The organism is Bradyrhizobium erythrophlei, assembly GCF_900129505.1.
GTDB classification, from domain to species: Bacteria; Pseudomonadota; Alphaproteobacteria; order Rhizobiales; family Xanthobacteraceae; genus Bradyrhizobium; species Bradyrhizobium erythrophlei_D.
This window is the reverse complement of record NZ_LT670818.1, coordinates 6,503,486-6,518,507: the sequence shown is the minus strand read 5'-3', so window position 1 is coordinate 6,518,507 and position 15,022 is coordinate 6,503,486. Positions and strand designations below refer to the sequence as shown.

General features: G+C 60.0%; 19 protein-coding genes. 7 read left to right on the top strand and 12 right to left on the bottom strand.

Features of this window, described 5'->3' with window-relative positions; genetic code table 11:
- Positions 1 to 397: 397 nt before the first annotated feature.
- From B5525_RS30230 to B5525_RS30220, 3 genes are all read right to left on the bottom strand, one after another.
- Positions 398 to 2,665 carry an AAA family ATPase gene (locus B5525_RS30230; RefSeq protein WP_079569273.1) on the bottom strand — a complete coding sequence of 756 codons (2,268 nt, stop codon included), beginning with the start codon at positions 2,663 to 2,665 and terminating at the stop codon, positions 398 to 400.
- A gap of 139 nt (positions 2,666 to 2,804) precedes the next feature.
- Complete coding sequence (locus B5525_RS30225; protein WP_154073529.1) at positions 2,805 to 3,113, bottom strand: hypothetical protein; 309 nt, start codon at positions 3,111 to 3,113, stop codon at positions 2,805 to 2,807.
- Positions 3,114 to 3,115: 2 nt separating this feature from the next.
- Positions 3,116 to 4,387, bottom strand: a complete 1,272-nt coding sequence (locus tag B5525_RS30220; protein ID WP_154073528.1) for a hypothetical protein — start codon at positions 4,385 to 4,387, stop codon at positions 3,116 to 3,118.
- A gap of 153 nt (positions 4,388 to 4,540) precedes the next feature.
- On the opposite strand from B5525_RS30220, the gene B5525_RS44640 reads away from it, so the two are divergent.
- Positions 4,541 to 4,762: a hypothetical protein gene (locus B5525_RS44640; RefSeq protein ID WP_154073527.1), complete on the top strand. Its 222-nt coding sequence runs from the start codon at positions 4,541 to 4,543 to the stop codon at positions 4,760 to 4,762.
- Positions 4,763 to 4,869: 107 nt separating this feature from the next.
- On the opposite strand, the gene B5525_RS30215 is transcribed toward B5525_RS44640, so the two are convergent.
- From B5525_RS30215 to B5525_RS30195, 5 genes are all read right to left on the bottom strand, one after another.
- The gene (locus tag B5525_RS30215) at positions 4,870 to 5,622 is read right to left on the bottom strand and encodes a hypothetical protein (protein ID WP_079569270.1); all 753 of its coding nucleotides are present in this window, start codon (positions 5,620 to 5,622) and stop codon (positions 4,870 to 4,872) included.
- Positions 5,619 to 6,248, bottom strand: coding sequence for a DUF4200 domain-containing protein (locus tag B5525_RS30210; RefSeq protein ID WP_079569269.1), 630 nt, complete (start codon positions 6,246 to 6,248; stop codon positions 5,619 to 5,621). Before B5525_RS30210 ends, B5525_RS30215 begins: the two co-directional genes overlap by 4 nt.
- Positions 6,249 to 6,322: 74 nt before the next feature.
- The gene (locus B5525_RS30205; protein ID WP_079569268.1) at positions 6,323 to 6,520 is read right to left on the bottom strand and encodes a helix-turn-helix domain-containing protein; all 198 of its coding nucleotides are present in this window, start codon (positions 6,518 to 6,520) and stop codon (positions 6,323 to 6,325) included.
- Positions 6,521 to 6,859: 339 nt separating this feature from the next.
- A complete protein-coding gene (locus tag B5525_RS30200; RefSeq protein ID WP_154073526.1) occupies positions 6,860 to 7,204 on the bottom strand; it encodes a tyrosine-type recombinase/integrase in 345 nt (114 codons plus the stop codon).
- Positions 7,205 to 7,827: 623 nt separating this feature from the next.
- Positions 7,828 to 8,010 carry a hypothetical protein gene (locus B5525_RS30195; protein WP_079569266.1) on the bottom strand — a complete coding sequence of 61 codons (183 nt, stop codon included), beginning with the start codon at positions 8,008 to 8,010 and terminating at the stop codon, positions 7,828 to 7,830.
- 189 nt (positions 8,011 to 8,199) lie between these two features.
- Between B5525_RS30195 and B5525_RS30190 the strand changes: the two genes are divergently transcribed.
- The 3 genes from B5525_RS30190 (at position 8,200) to B5525_RS30180 (ending at position 9,675) form a co-directional block, all read left to right on the top strand.
- Positions 8,200 to 8,490, top strand: coding sequence for a hypothetical protein (locus B5525_RS30190; RefSeq protein WP_079569265.1), 291 nt, complete (start codon positions 8,200 to 8,202; stop codon positions 8,488 to 8,490).
- 488 nt (positions 8,491 to 8,978) lie between these two features.
- Entirely contained in the window at positions 8,979 to 9,203 is a 225-nt protein-coding gene (locus B5525_RS30185; RefSeq protein ID WP_079569264.1) for a hypothetical protein, read from the top strand.
- A 226-nt stretch (positions 9,204 to 9,429) separates the two neighbouring features.
- Complete coding sequence (locus B5525_RS30180) at positions 9,430 to 9,675, top strand: hypothetical protein (RefSeq protein ID WP_154073525.1); 246 nt, start codon at positions 9,430 to 9,432, stop codon at positions 9,673 to 9,675.
- A 669-nt stretch (positions 9,676 to 10,344) separates the two neighbouring features.
- Here B5525_RS30180 and B5525_RS44635 read toward each other — a convergent pair.
- Positions 10,345 to 10,527, bottom strand: a complete 183-nt coding sequence (locus B5525_RS44635; protein WP_154073524.1) for a hypothetical protein — start codon at positions 10,525 to 10,527, stop codon at positions 10,345 to 10,347.
- A 541-nt stretch (positions 10,528 to 11,068) separates the two neighbouring features.
- Between B5525_RS44635 and B5525_RS30170 the strand changes: the two genes are divergently transcribed.
- Positions 11,069 to 11,293 carry a hypothetical protein gene (locus tag B5525_RS30170; RefSeq protein ID WP_079569261.1) on the top strand — a complete coding sequence of 75 codons (225 nt, stop codon included), beginning with the start codon at positions 11,069 to 11,071 and terminating at the stop codon, positions 11,291 to 11,293.
- Positions 11,294 to 12,059: 766 nt separating this feature from the next.
- Here the strand turns inward: B5525_RS30170 and B5525_RS30160 are convergent.
- Together B5525_RS30160 and B5525_RS30155 are read right to left on the bottom strand one after the other, a co-directional pair.
- Positions 12,060 to 12,401, bottom strand: a complete 342-nt coding sequence (locus B5525_RS30160; protein WP_244567639.1) for a hypothetical protein — start codon at positions 12,399 to 12,401, stop codon at positions 12,060 to 12,062.
- Positions 12,402 to 12,710: 309 nt separating this feature from the next.
- Positions 12,711 to 12,896: a hypothetical protein gene (locus B5525_RS30155; protein WP_079569258.1), complete on the bottom strand. Its 186-nt coding sequence runs from the start codon at positions 12,894 to 12,896 to the stop codon at positions 12,711 to 12,713.
- A 216-nt stretch (positions 12,897 to 13,112) separates the two neighbouring features.
- On the opposite strand from B5525_RS30155, the gene B5525_RS30150 reads away from it, so the two are divergent.
- Both B5525_RS30150 and B5525_RS30145 read left to right on the top strand, forming a co-directional pair.
- Positions 13,113 to 13,544, top strand: coding sequence for a hypothetical protein (locus B5525_RS30150; protein WP_079569257.1), 432 nt, complete (start codon positions 13,113 to 13,115; stop codon positions 13,542 to 13,544).
- 876 nt (positions 13,545 to 14,420) lie between these two features.
- Positions 14,421 to 14,633, top strand: coding sequence for a hypothetical protein (locus B5525_RS30145; RefSeq protein WP_079569256.1), 213 nt, complete (start codon positions 14,421 to 14,423; stop codon positions 14,631 to 14,633).
- A gap of 32 nt (positions 14,634 to 14,665) precedes the next feature.
- Here the strand turns inward: B5525_RS30145 and B5525_RS30140 are convergent, their stop codons facing one another.
- Positions 14,666 to 14,956, bottom strand: coding sequence for a hypothetical protein (locus tag B5525_RS30140; RefSeq protein ID WP_079569255.1), 291 nt, complete (start codon positions 14,954 to 14,956; stop codon positions 14,666 to 14,668).
- Positions 14,957 to 15,022: the final 66 nt, after the last annotated feature.

Here is a 15,022-nt window from a genome sequence, read left to right as displayed (position 1 = left end):
CCGGAATTGCGCCGATTGCGACCACCCGAGCCGGCGGGGTGTCGGCCTCGCCCGCTTCATTCGCGCCATCCTAGGGCAAAGCGATCATGAGGTACCCAGATTGGTTGCGTCACTCCCCGCCGCGCCACTGCGGCGCTGCGACGGTCAGCGCAACAGTCCCTATATAATACGGGACTGTCGCACTGTCGCAGGCATACATGCGACAGTTGATTTGCGACAGTCATTTCCGAACTGTCGCACTGTCGCAAACGCAGTAGTACCAAGGGTTTCTCGCGCGACAGTCGATAAACCTTCGATCCGGCATTTATGCGACTGTCGCAGATGAATCGCGTGCGACAGTTAAAAAACGACTGTCGCACTGTCGCAAACGCAATGGTACCAAGGGTTTCTGCGATTCTCACGCGAAGACACCCTCGTCGGCGGGACAGGTCGGCGGCGCGTCGGATACCGGGATCACGCGGACAAATTGCCTGACGTGGCGTGCACCGTCCCTGCCGGCCTCGTCGCATATGCGCCGTTCGCGCCGCCACTGTTTTAGCATACCTTGTATTCTCGTCCTGTCGCCGCCGTCAGAAGCGTCGAGCCCAAAAGCTTGCGCTATGGGATGACCGACCCATGCATCTCCAGCGCGCACGTCAGAACGCCAGTTGCCGGCGCGAATAAGCTGGAAGGCCCTCGCGGCCTGGTCGGGGTCGTGTGTATCGGCCATCGCCGTTAGCTCCGCGCGGGTGACCACGCCAACTGCATCGCCTGTCATTAATGCCTCCACACCGTGGCCCGGGCCGTTCCCGAGCATCTCAGATTTCAAAGTGAACCACTCGGCCTTGTCCGCAGGCGAGCCGGCCGAAGGCGCCAGATTGTTCTTAGCGACCCCGCCCGAGCGGAAATACCGCCAGGGCTCGGCGACCCCCATGGATTGGCCTTCCTTCGCGGTCATGCGCGTCAGGGCCCGGGTGACCCGAGTTCCGTTTACCAGCGCGGATGCGCCGCGGGCGTCTTCTACCGTCACCTCTTCGCCATTCGTCTTTCGTACGTGATGCACGAGCTCAATCGATGAGTTGGTGATAAAAGCGATCTTGGCCCAACGCTTCACGACGAGGTCGATCGCGCCATTGTCATTCTCGCTGACTTTATGCGAGCTCACAAAAGGATCGGCGGCGAACACGTCGATGTTCTTACGCTGGAGCGCCGAAATCAGAGCACCGGCTACGGGCTCGACGATTAGGGCCCCATTGCGAGTTTCCCGAGCCAGAACGATTTCCTGCTCCATGCCGCTGTCGACGAGCAGCCGATCGCCAACGTCGCCTGAGGTCAGGCCGTAATGCTGCATCGCTGCAGAGATTCGTCGGTCGAGCTCGTCGCGCGGATCTTCGCCGTTCCAGAGCCAGACCCGAAACTGCCCGCGGGATTTAACCCCGAGCAGCGGTTTGCCGGATGCCATGGCGAGCGCCTCAGCGATTGTGAGCGATGATTTCCCGAGGCCCCCGGGCGCGACGGTGGCCGAAACAAAACCGCGGATATAATGGTCCCCGTAAACCCATTGGCGACGCGGGATGCTCGCAGGACTAGGAAAAGTGTAAAGGCTGGGCTCGAGAGCGTGGGGTGTTTGGCTTTGGCCCACCGACGCTTCCGGCTCGGGAATGACGTCGAAGAACACGTCTACCTTCCTGAACTGCTCGGGCGCGTGCTGTTCGGCGAGTTCATACAGCCACGAGGCGCCCCGCCTGAATGGTGGTTTGAAGCGCGACCAATCAGACCTCACGATTTTCTCGGCATTAACGCCGTCTTCCCATCTCCCGCACCATTCGGAGAAAATCTCAAAGGCGGCCGGCTCGTTGTCGGGCAGCGCGGCACGGATCGCATAGCCATAGTCCCGGTACGCTTCGCGCGTCCCGAATGCCGCTGACGTGTTCGGCGTAGCGGCCACGGCTCTGCGCACCATATCGATCGGGCCCCTTAGCGAGGCCTGGCTGATGTCAGTCGTGGCACCTTCCGTTATCAGCGGCTTTGCAGCCGGCAACAGCGTGCGCAGCTCTTCAAGGAACGCGACGATTTCCGCGGGCGAGAACGTTGGAAGCTGGTCACGCGCAACAAGCGGGCGCGTCCAGGTGTACGGCGCCTTGGTGTCGGGGTGGATGCCGTGCGCGACAAACTGACGGCCGTCGCTAAGGATCTCGACACGGTCTTTGAGCCGACCCTTGGCGTCGAGCTCCCCGAACTCAACCCGCGTGTATTTCATCGGTGACGAGATCGCCACCAAGTACAGCGCTTTGGGGAATCGGCCTATGCGACATGGGGTTGCGCCAAAACGCTTGAAAAATTCCAGCTGGATCAGGCTCGCCCATTCCAGATTTGTTGTATCCGCGTCGATCGCGACTATGCCCTGCCCGGTCTTGATGCCGATGCCGGCGCCCATCGCTTGCCAGCGCTGGCAGTCGCGTTCGTCTGATTCGTATGGCACCCAATCGAAGCCATGCCATCTCCCGTCGGCACCGCGCACGCCGACGGCCTTGCCGCGACTATCTGCATCGGTCCCGACGCGCAACGCCAGCGATGACTTTTCGCTGATCGCCGCGTCGTGGGGGACCACGGGGGTCAAGCGCTGGTATCCGAGCGCGTAGAAGCCGGCGAACGTTGTCGGGCTTAAATTTGGGGCAGCATTCATCCGCGCGGCTCGCCGAACGCGTCGATTTCCGACAGCGGAGAGACTCGCGCCTTGATGACGCGCGTCCAAGATGCTAGATTGTTCATGCACAAAGCTTTCTGTTCACGGCGCTGTCGGCTCCAACCGGCGGCGCCGTTTCTTATTTCCGACCGCCCTGAATCAAAGCGAGCGGCGCAGAATGGTTCGCAGCGCGCGCGAGGCGCGCCAGCTCGGCTTTTGAAACCGGCTCAGCACCGTCGATCAATTCGATGAGGCTTTCGACGGTCACAAACATTGGACCGCCCCGAGCCTGGCGAACCGCCCTGAGCCCTTCGTTGAAAAGCAGATTGCGGACGGTCCCGATCGAATAGCCGAGAATCGATGCAGCCTTAGCGGGCGTCACGAAGACGCCATCACGCCAATTATTTTCGTCTGCCGTTCGCATGGCTGTTCTCTCCTCTTCCGGCAACGTCAGGCCGCGATCAGTTCTTGCGCCCAACCGGCGAGCGCAACATAGCCAGCCGACGGCTTTGTAATCAGGCCGAGCGTTGACAGCGAACCGATCAGATTGTTGAAGCCGCCGCTGGATGACGAATAATCGGTGCGGTTTCCGAGGTCGTCGCGCGAGAGATCGCCAGCGCCATTCATGGCATCGACCAACTTACGCTGCGGGTTGCTCAAATAGCCCAGCAGCATGTCCCGCCCTTCGTCGGCGGTCATGTCATCGACAGCCATCAACAGGTTAAGATGTCCAGGCATCGGCTTGCCGATTGCGCCGGCCGTTGCGAGGCCACCCAGCAGGTTATTGAAGCCGCCAGACGACGGGCTGTAGCCGGACGCAGCCGCGACCATCTCCCGCGACGGGCTGTCATGGCCCAACGCCTTCCACATCGCCAGCGACCGCAGGATGCGATGCTGGGAACGATTGAATTGACCGTTCGCTTTGACCAACGGAGCGGCTGGTCGGGCGGCCCGAACCGGCGGCGCAGCGACTTGCCGCCGCGGTAGCGGCGCCGGCATGGGGCTATCTAGCGACTCTATCGAGGCGCCAGCCACGGCCAGCGCGTCCTTCAGGCGGCTCTCGACCGCCGCCAGCGCTGCCCTAGCCCGGGTCTCACCACGCGCCAGTCCCGCGGCAAGCCCGTTCTGATAGGCGTCATCTACCGCCTTTGGATCATTGGCCGGGGGTTTCCCGGCGATCGCCAATTCCCGTTTCAGACCTGCAATCTCGGCTTTCAATGCCTTTGGATCGTTCGCCTTGGTTTCGGCCTCAACCTTGGAAAGCCGGTCCATCAGCTTACCGAGATCAAGCGGGCGCAGAACGGCATCATTTTTCTTCTCGCCGCGCTTGGGGGCGCGGGAGGAATCGAACGTGACCTTGAGTGGGAAAGCGGCAGTTTCGAGAATGCCGCGAGTGGGGATCCAGACGAAGCCCCTGCCGCGCTCCAGGCTGGGCAGGGCGGCCAAGATATTCTTGCCCTCCTGCTTGTCGGCCTGTCCCTCGATCCACGCGCCGATCGCGTCTCGGTCCTGCGAGGCGGTCAGCTTGAACGCTATCATGCCGTCAGCTTGGCTAAGCACGTCCTTGGACAGCACGGCGGGGCGCTGTGTGATGAGCCACGGTATGAAGCCTTTCACCCGGCCACGCCGGACAATAGTCTCCATCATACCCAGGAGCTTCGCGGCTTCGCCTTCCTTATCGAGCAGGCGCTGCGGCGCCCACATATCGGCCTCGTCGATCACCAGATGTACCGGCGAGCCGTTCACGCCTCGATAAAGCGCGGTGAGGAATGCAAACATGAACCGGCGTTCGCCAGCCTTGGTACCGATTTGGCTCAAGTCGAGGATGCAGCTCTCGGCCATACCGGCAACCGTTTCGCCGATTAGCGCGCCCGCATGCTCCGTCAGGGCGAGATCGCCGTGATCGCCTCCGAAGATCGGGATGTTGAACGACGATTCCGTCGCGCCATCAGCCATGAGGCGCAAGCCCCACCAGACCCCAAGAGGATCAATCACTACCGCGCGCGCCTTAGCGCTCAGCAAACGCTCGACGCAACTGCCGGCATTGTAGGTCTTACCGCTGCCGGCAGTGCCGACAAACGCCAGCCGGTCATCTAAGGCCGCTTTTGGGATGGGATGTGCCAAGGTCTATCCTCTGCCACAGTTCAGCATGCATTTTTAAAACTACGGTGGCGCCGACAGCGGAAATAGTGATTGAAAACAACCTAGTTCACGCTCAGCTCCGGGCGAGCATTGCCGCGTTGGCCCATCATGCGCTTTCCGGCTTTGCGGGCGGCGCTCTTCTCAATCCGGTCCAGCCGTTCGACGGCCTCAAGCGTGCGGCAGACTGAGACTAAACACGTCGCATCCGTGCAGAACGCCTCCGGGTCGAGCGGCGCGCCGTTCATTTCGGCGATGTAAAAGCCGAGCACATAAACGGCTTTCAGCCAGGCCGAACTTAGAAGCTGATCGCCCCGCCACCTTTCCAGCAGTCTAAACCTGGCGATCGTTCGCTCTTCGGCCCATTTTACTTGATCGATTGACAGCCGCCGCGTGCGAACGAATTTAGTGTCGCAAGTTAATCCGAGCATCTGCGCCGTGCGTTTGCGGGCGTCCCGTATCTCGAGCCGCCCGACCGACTGAAGAAAAAACTGTTGGGTGAAAATCAGGAGGTCGCGCAATGCGGAGTGTTTGTTCGGTCGGCCGTCAGTTCGGCAAAGCAGGAGATTATCGACGAACTCGTCGTACATCTGAAGCTGCGATTTCTTGTGAGCGATTTCGAATGCGACGAGGGCGTCGATCGCTGACCTGTGTCCGCGAAGCAGAATGTTTCTTGCTTTGAGATCGTCGCGCGCCCACCGGGCTTGCTTTTCAGCGGAGCCAGCGTGCGCCAGGCCTATGATCGGAAACCCGCCGAGCCGCTTCAGCAGAAGATCGAGATCGATCGTACGCGGCGTCGGCATCCCGGCGGCGCTCATGCTGCATCCGCCGTACGGGCAAAGACCGTGTCGCGTCGCAGGAACATCGGCAGTTCGCCGGGGTCCACGCGCATCGCCGAGTCGCCGGGCCGCCGCGTGGACGTCAGTGCTGGCAGAAAGTGTCGCTTTATGCGGTCGACGGCGGATGTCGGCCCGGGCCGCGGCGCGGTGACTACGGGCGCCCTATCCGTGGCAAGAATGCGAGTGTCAATTTCGTCGCCAAGATGCGTCCCGACTGCAGCGACGGACGGCTGAGGCGGCTCGGGTTTCAGCATGTCTTCTGTGATAAGAACGTCGTCGAAGCCGGCAGAAGCCACAATTGGCAGGCCCGTAGCGGTCTTCCCCTTTGGTGCAAACGGGACGACAGCGGCCGGCATGCCGGCGGGACGCTGCACGGTTCGCAGCATGTCGAGCGTCGAGCTCGCCAAGGCTTCGACGGCGGCGATCGTCTCGTCTTTGTGCTTCTGATACTCTGCAACTCGCGCTTCGAGCGCCAGCTTCTCTTTCGTCATCGCGGCGAGCGACAACTTCAACTTCTCTATCGTGGCGTTTTGCGCGTCGATCGACGCCATGGCGGTGGCGTGATCGTCTTCTAGCGTTGCAACTTGATCTGCGATAGCTGGCATGTTCGTGTCTCTCGTCTGAGTATGATCGGCTGGCGATCGAGCGGGCGACGCTGGATCTGGGTTTGCGGCGGCGCTCACGCGACGTCGACTGCGCGCGCCAAAAACGCTTCGGCATCGACACGGCGAACGACCGTTCTTCCTCCAATGCGAGCGCGGGCCAACGACTTGTTTCTTAACAGCCGCCAAATGGTAGCGCGGGAGACCCGAAGATAATCGGCCGCCTCGTCGACAGTCAGAGCTGCAGAGGGAATTGGAAAACTTGGTTTGGACATTTCTACGCGCTCCGTCGGTTGCCGTTCGAGTAGAGAACAGGCAACTCGCAGGCAGCGTCAAGCGACCTCGCAGCGACTACATGATACTGCGTGACATACAAGCGACATACAAGCGAACTCAAAAGGTAGGCTTGCAGCGCGGCTTTCTGCAATCGCCACGGCGCCAGCTTGGCACCGAATATTTATTTTTCGGACAGAAGCGAGAGCACGCTGTGATAGTATCCGCTATGTTCGCGCAATCCCCATATACAAAGGCTTCTCTCGAACACCTTGGGCGCGGTTGGGCGCATGGGCTTCGCGGGCGACTCAGGGCTGACGAACTAGACGCGGCCGACTCGGTCACCAAGTCGCCAACAAATTCGGCACCGTTCGTCCAACCGTTTCCGCGACGAACGATGGCGCGAGATGCGCGTAGTGCTTTGTCACCATCCGGACGTCACTGTGACCGAGAGCCTCCGCCACGACGATCAGGCCCGCCCCTGCCCGAACCATCGTGCTTGCATAGGAATGCCTGAGCTCGTGGAACGTCATGTGCTCGGTACCTGCGAGCGCGAGAGCGGATTTATATTGCTCGAGGTACTCACCCGACTTCCACTGCTTGCCGTTGTCGGGAGTCAAAAGATGCGAGTTCGTGGCACGGTCGGCAGGTGAAAAAATCGACGCCGGCATCTGCGAGCGGGACATGCCGCGGCTTGACGGGCTGTCCAGCGCCTCCACTAGCCTCGCCCTTGGGCGCCCGGCGGTCGCGCGTGGCGGACAGCTCCTTCTTTAGCTTCGATAGTTCGTCTGCTGTAGTGGCAGGCTTGACCAAGGGCATTTGCCGCGGTTGCTAAAACTGGCCGCCCTCACCGCTCCTCGTCCGGATGCGCCCAATGCCGTTGTGTAGTCTAAGTCGGTAATCGGGTGGTTCGCAGCCCGCCAACTCCTATCGTGCCCAAAACACACAGGCGTGTGACATGCGCAAATTTCACTCTATCGCGGCTCTTTTGCGGCGACGGGCTACGGCCCGAACTGCAAGCCCTGTTCGACCGGCTGGCCATCGGATCCTGTCTCCGAAACCATCAAGGTCGCCCCGACTGTCCCTAAGCGAGTGGCCGAGCTTGAATGGCGAATGTCCTATTTCGGCCAGTACCAAAAAGCTAGCCAGCGTGGACCCCGGCTGGTTCAAAGCACAAGCTTCGCTACTTAGACCTTGTCGTCGTAGTAACCCGGAGGCGCCCCAGACGCACACAAAAGAAAACCCGCCAGCCTGACCCGGGTACCTCACCTCTCATCGTCCGGATCGTGGCCGAGTCCGCAACGGCGGGTTACTTCGGCGGCTGTAGCCCTGGCGATGAGAGCCATCCATTGATTTGCGAGGCGGTCCTTAATTGCCGTGCCTTTCTCACAAGAGCATCGCGCTCCTTACCCTGGGGAAGTTGTTCGGCCTCGTTTTTGGCGGCTTCCGATTGCTGATGCCACTTCTGTTCAATCGTGATTTTGTCGGTCATTGGGTCGCTCCCTGATGTCCTGAAGGCAGGGCGTTCAGTGAAATTTGCGCCCGTTAAAACCGTCAACGGCCTTCCAGGTTCCCGGCCGAAAACAAAACAGGGCCGCTCATGTATGGTTCGGTCAGGTAGGATCCGGAACGAATCGGTCGGCATGCGCTTGAATCCCGGTTCGGTTGCGGAGTCGGCGTTGTGTCCTGGTCCATACGTTTTGCCGAGCCGATCTTGCTGGAGGATGGCAGCAAACTCGCGACGCTGCGCGACGCAATCAGGCACCTCGCCCAGATCACCCCCAAACCCGAAGGCGACATGCTGGAGGTCCTGGCGGCGTCCGACCTTCTGACGCAAGCGGCCGAACACGGCACGGTCGAGTTCGCGCGCATCGCCACGCTGCAGGCGATCAATCGCCACGTCGAGCGGGTTTTCGATCCATCACGCAAAGACATGCATTGGGGAAAGCGGAAATTAAAAAGGGATCTGTGACCAAGCCCGGCTTCGATCCTGACGGCATCGCCGAAACCGAAGCCGCCACCCTGCGAGAACGGTCAAACGATCAAAACGGGCGGTGCTTAGAGCGGTCTGGCCTTCGCTTTGCTTCCCGCAGCCCGCGCCAGATGCCTATCCGCCGTGCAATCACTATCCATGCAACGGCGATCACGGCGAATAATGTTGCTACGATTTCTAAAGCTCGTCCCATGCACTTCGCGCCGGGTGTCGCTGCTTCTGATAGAACTATGATGCGCTGGGACGGAAAAGGTTCAAAAGAGAGCCGGCCTGGCGTGAACCGGCGCCCTCACCTCTCATCGCCGTGAACGCTTCGCACCCTCACGCCGATGTTCTCTTTCTAAAGCAGGATTTAATGGGATCGGCGGATTGCGAACCTATATCACCGTCATCAGCCTCGGCGTTCGATATGGCGCGATGCGCATTTCCGGGCGATGGGGCATTTCTGACCGTAAGGAAACATAGTTATGAAAAATCTCGCTTTAGCCGCATCGGTCATGATGCTGGTTGCAATCTCAGGACAGGCGTTTGCGAAAACCGCCGCGCAGAACGCGAGGGATTGGTCCGAAACGACCGGGCCCTCGGACCGGCAAGCGGCTTCCACCTTTGATGCTTTCGATTCCACGACAGCAACGCAAACCGACGAGCCCGATGCGTACCGCTATCATGGCGGACCGAAATACAACGATTGACGTTTGAGGTTCGCTACATGGTGCTCGCCAACTCGAAAGGCATCCTGACGTAAGTGGAGCGCCGCCGTTTCTTCCGACAACTGCGGCGCCCTCACCTCTCATCGTCCGGATGCCCGAGTGACGCTGTACGTTGTTCGAAGTAGGTTCGATCATGGCGAAGGCGTAAGAAGCCTACGAATTAACAATTCGTCGGCGACGCGCCGGACACCCAGGTGAGGAGGCCGCCATGGCGATCGGTTGGATGATTAAGGTCGACGTCACGGGCGACGGCTACAGGGACAGCGTCCGCGGATACGCCGTCGCAATTCGAAATCGCGACGAAGCGATGGCAGCCGCGAGAGAGGCTTCAGGTGAGCGCGTTGTCGAAGTCGATGGCGAGATGACGCGGAAGATATTTGACGAGCTCCATCTAAAGCCCGGCGAGGTAAAATGCGTTTTCATGGGCAACGACGGACCGGCTCGGATACATTAAACGCTGTCCTCACCAATCCTGCCGGAATTCGCAATGGCGCGATCAGGCGCCGAAAATAAATCCCGCCGGCGTGAAAGGGCGACCTTACCTCCTCGTCCGGATGGTGCTCTGTAACCGAAATTACATTGGGTTAACCTATTGAAATAGCAGTAATTTTATGATCGGCAACCCTTGCGCGAGGCCGCATTGATTCCAACTTAAGGGGATGAATGTTGGGGCGATCCGGAACGGGAGCCTCAGCCATGAGTGCTATTCCTCTTCACCTTCAAAGACGCTTCGAGCAGCGATGGGCTGCTCGGTATGGTTCGCTGGTAATCCCGGCCTTACCAAAGAAACGTCGGATTGAAAGGCCCGCCGTCAACATTGCGCCGCGCGCAGCAAAGCCAAAGAAAAACCCGCCGGGTTGAGTCGGCGGGTCTGAAGTCTGCCTCTGCGGAAGGTTAACCCGCCGGCGTGAACCGGCGGGCTGTCTCGTTTACGCGCACAGGTCCGGCCGTGGCCGAATGAGCGTTACCACGGGCGCCTTGGCGGGCTCTGGCGTGTCCGACTGCAGGAATGTCGCGACCAACTCTCTAACGCAATCCAGCACGGCTAGGGCGTTAGCTGGCTTGCGAGCATTAGGGCCCTGTCGCCGGTGCCACGTTTCAATTTTCATCACACCATCCCTACTCAATGCGCAACGGCGTCGATGGGAAGGCGAGCGAAGGCGGCGCCAAGCTCGGGACGATCGGCCGCGATCATCTGAGCGAGTTCGGCCATGAGTTCGGCCGAGACCACCAGCTTTGCTACAACTGCCCTCGCGGGCCTTCCGGGCATGCCGTGGTCGGTACGGCGAAAACGAGCCGTCGGCATGAGCCGATGCGTTCAATACGGACCAGCGTCTCGCAGAACGCGTCTGGGGTGGCGCGATCGAGAAGATGATCGATCCCGCTGCGCCGCCCGAAGAACCTGCTCAACGGAAGCACAGACTGACTAAGGGGCCTTCAGAATTTCGGGAGGATCGGGTAGATCAGCCGAAGGTGAAGAAATGAGAAACCGCCATCACTATTCCAACGACGACAAAAGCCCGCTCATCGATCTGCTGAACTGCATCGTATGTAGTCAGGCAATGAAGATCGAGAAAAGCTCTCCCGACGATGACGGTATAGACATCATTCAATATCGATGTGGGCGGTGCGACAGAATTGAGCGTGTGCGACTATTCCGCCGAACCCAAGATGCGCTGGGCTGAAGGCGAAGGGGTGAAGAGCGGTTTTGTTGAAATCCCCGCACAGACCGTTAAGCGGCCATTACGCGAATATGAGTTGGGCGTTGCGCTTAGCTTAGTTTTCCAATTCCCCGACTCAGCAGAAGGTGGCATTTTGCTGTGGGGTAGGTCAAAGCGAGCTCCGCGATGACCCATATAGTGATCACGCTGAATTTTGTAATTCCAACGGTGTTAGCCGTCGTGCTGGGGATGCTTCTCGCGTTCGGCGCGGTCTACTTGGGGCCATACCTTGGTCCGGTCGATCAGTCGGAAGCCCATCATTTTGTCGCCGGCAGCCGCGGAATTGCTGAGCTGCCAAACCCTGATGGGCGGCTTTCGCGCGTTCACCTGCTGCTTTCCAATACGAAGTGAGCCGCGCCGCCAAGCGCATCCGCTTCGCACCGTCCTCACGCCAATCGGAGACTCGGGTGGAAATGACAGAGACAGCGCTACTCTCTCAACCATGGACGCAGGCCGACGATGATAAGTTGCGGAAGTTGGCGCTCACGGGACTCAGTTCAAGAGCGATCGGTATCCGGATGAACCGGACCGAAACTGCCGTCCGTTCACGTGCCAGACGGCTGCAGGTAATCTTGAGGAAAATCAGGCTGAGGCAATTGCAGATGGGCTGAAGACGACGGGAACATGACAATGACGCCTCGACGGCCTTGGACGCCCGAAAGGGATAAAGAGCTCCGAGAGCTAGTCTTCAGTGCGAGCAGCGCTGAGAATATTGCCAAGGCCCTGAACCGGACCACTTTTGCGGTACGTCGCAGGGCAAGCGCACTGGGGCTTCCATTGAGAAAAATTGCCAGGCGTCGCCGCTGATTTGACCCTGCGCTCGTCTTGCTGCGGATGGCTGTCGCGCCCCTGAGGGCTGGAAGGTGCAAGCGGAACGATTTCGTTAGCCTTCGATTGAGGTCCCGACCATGGCGGCGATGCGCCTCGCCACTGCGCGGTCTTTCGTCGCGGCTGCCAGGTTTCGTCGCGCTCTCTGCAATGGTGCGAGAGCATCCTCACTTTGCGCCGCGGCCGACCGGCCCGATGCCTGGCAGTGAACTTGCCGTGACGCGATCAGGTGGGGCGCACGCCCCACCTGTTTTTCGCTTCGCCCTAACCTCACTGATTTTGCGAATCTCTATGCCGTCTTCTTAGCGTGGCTTTCAACGAATGCCTGCAGGCTCGTAGGAAGTTCCCGCTTCTCAAGATAACATCGCTGGATCAGGTCCTCAGCCACCTCGCTGGAGACGTCGCGCGACCAGTCTTCCTCAATATTGAAGCTGATGACCTGGGACGGACTGTATTGGCCGCTCAACAGATCCCGGATGACAGTTTCATAATCCGTAGTATCCACGTCAGCCTCTCGCCAGACGCGGCCGAACTTGCCTAGATCGTCCATAACGAAATAGACGGCCGGCTCGCTGCCCGGCACGATCGACGGGGATTTACACACTACGAAATACTCACCATCGGAACTCAAGAATGAACAAGCTCGATGAGGCCGGTTCGTTCCACCGAAGCAGGGCCGTAGCGAGTACAAGTCCTCGGCCTGCGGGGGTGGATGCCGGCTGTAATTGCGGGGCGGCGGTGGTGTCGAAGAGTCAACGCATCGCCGCATACGACGCGGCCAATCCCGGCAAGTCGACCAGGCAAGTAGCGGAGGCGTTGGGTGTCGGAAACAAGACTGTCCACCGCGCGCGTCAAAACGCAGGCGTGTCAGGTGACACACCTGACCGCGTCATCGGCTCGGACGGGAAATCTTACCCAGCCTCGCGCCCCGATTTGGAATTTAGCGCTTGTCGCGCCGGTCATCGACCGATTGCGCCAGCTTGAGCCATTCCACGGCAATCTTAAGCCAAGCTTCCTTGTCGAGCTGGCTTATCGACTGTTCCGCTTGCCGGCGGGCTTCCTCAGCCTGCTTACGGAACCTGTCGGCATCGTCTTCTGACATTTCATCCTTAGTATGCGCTACCATGAGGATCGCCGAGTGTAGCGGACCGGTCTTGAAAGACGACGGGCGCCGTTACGTCCAGTATCGGGATGTGCGGTTGTGTAGGATTTAAGGGCCTTCCCGACCCCTCGCCCGTTCGTCTGTTCTATTTCGTTCTTTCCCGTTTGGGTCCAAGCTTGAGGCCACGGGAATCAACGGGTCTGGCTTATTCGGGAGCGGGAAACCAGCGGGAGCGTTTTGATGGCCGACGAGGCGCTTTCTCCTCAGGGCCGGCAGCAAGCCGCGCAGGCTATGCGCCGGCGCATGGTGATCACTTTGGTCGCCGCAGTAGTGCTCATTGGCGGCGGCTGGATAACCTTGTGGGCCGCAGGCGGTAATTCCGCGGTCGCAACGGCGCCGCACGCTCCCACTGCTTCAGCAGGTAGCCGGCGGCCTTCGGACGAGCTTCTGGAGACCACCAAGGGTCTCCAGGTCACCCAGCAGCAGGCTGTCGACCAATTGCAAGTCGTTCAAGATCAGCTTGTCGCTCAGCAGGCGGAAATGAAAAAGCTCTCTGAGCAGATCGCCGCCCTAACCGAGAGGCTCGACGCCCTGCAGCGATCGGTCGCCAACATGCCGCCGACGACCCACGCGGCCGGGTCGCCATCCGGTCCGCAGCCAAAAGCACACTGAGACCCAATTGGGATGCCTCTCCCTGACTCTAGGAAGAGTCGCTGGTGCGGGTCCAGCCCGGGGAGCCAACCAAATCAATCGCTTAGCGAATAAACCTAAAATCCCCCAGACCGGCCGTGTCTGCAAATCGATTGCCGTGAGTTTGAACCTGCGTACGCGCAATGCGTTAGCCATTTAGAGCACTGTGACCGGATTTGCTGATGATCATGCGATATAGGGTTTGCGACGCCTGCCAGATTGCTTGCGCGACGATCGAGACCGACTCTGGATTTTTCCTTTGCGACGAATGCGAACCGGTGGCGGTCATCGCGTTCCAGGAATTTGAACTTCCACCCTCGCCGCGTGGAATTGAGCGGTAAAGCGCGCCTATATAGAGGGTGCGCGTGCGATGCCCCGCCATGACTCCAGGAAGCCACCTGGTAAGTCCGGAATTTGGGGGGGGGTGTCTTTGGTGCCGATAGGTCCCGCCCGCCACGGGACTGCCCGCGCTGCTTGCTCCGCACGGCGGCAAAGCCGTGGAGGCCAGTGCGCCACGATGACCTACGTTTAGGGCAATTGTGCCCGTAGCTGTAGGGGGGTCTCAAATGAGTACTCTTCAGCGGTGCCTTTCAGGCGTCACCGACGCGATAGCTGCCCTCAATGCTCACATACGCGAATTGGACCAGGCTCGCGACCTGGTCAGGAAAGCACGACTGTCGGCCCGAAGAGAGCGGCGGAAGTCCCGTAGAAAGAGGCGCGCGTTTTAGAATGACAGACGCCTCAGTTGGCTCGGCGCCAGCGAGGGTCTAGTCAGCAGTGCTTGTCGGCCGGTGGGTCTATTGACCAGGGCACATTTCCCTGCTGGCGAATTCGTGAGTGGGGGTGCATATTTCGGGTATGGCCAGCGGAACTCAGATCGCGGTGATATTTTCCTGCCCGAAGTGCGGCGCCTTCTATGAGGCTACGCAGGAGCAACATCCGGACAAGCATTACGGCAGTTTCAAATGCGAGGACTGCAAGGCCGAAGTCCACGCATGGGCGGGCATGTATGATTTCTTCGACTGGAAGGCCAAAAAGATGAGGCCGGCCGCCTTTGGCAAGCCGATCTAAAAGTCAGAGGCGCGGACCTGAGCCCGCGCCAATCAGCCGAGCCTTCGAATAACGCCAGACCTCATCATTGCGCGAAAAAGCTCCGCATCGCCCGCGCTGATTATCTCCTCGCCGAGTGGGTAGTGATCACAGCCGACCGCTAGGAAGGACAAAAGTGCCGCGACCGGACCATCCGGACCCGCGCCTGCTTCCCATCCGGCGATCGTGTCCGGACCGGTTTCCGGAGGCAGGCCGCAAAGCTTAGCGATGTCGCCAACACTCAGGGGCCGGCCGATCGCTTTGCCAAGATCCTCACGCAGCTGCTTTAGCTCAGAGCCCGTCACGCCGGCCTCCGCTTATGAAAAAGCCGCCGCTGGCTTGAGGTCAGCGACGGCTTCTACTCGTGACCA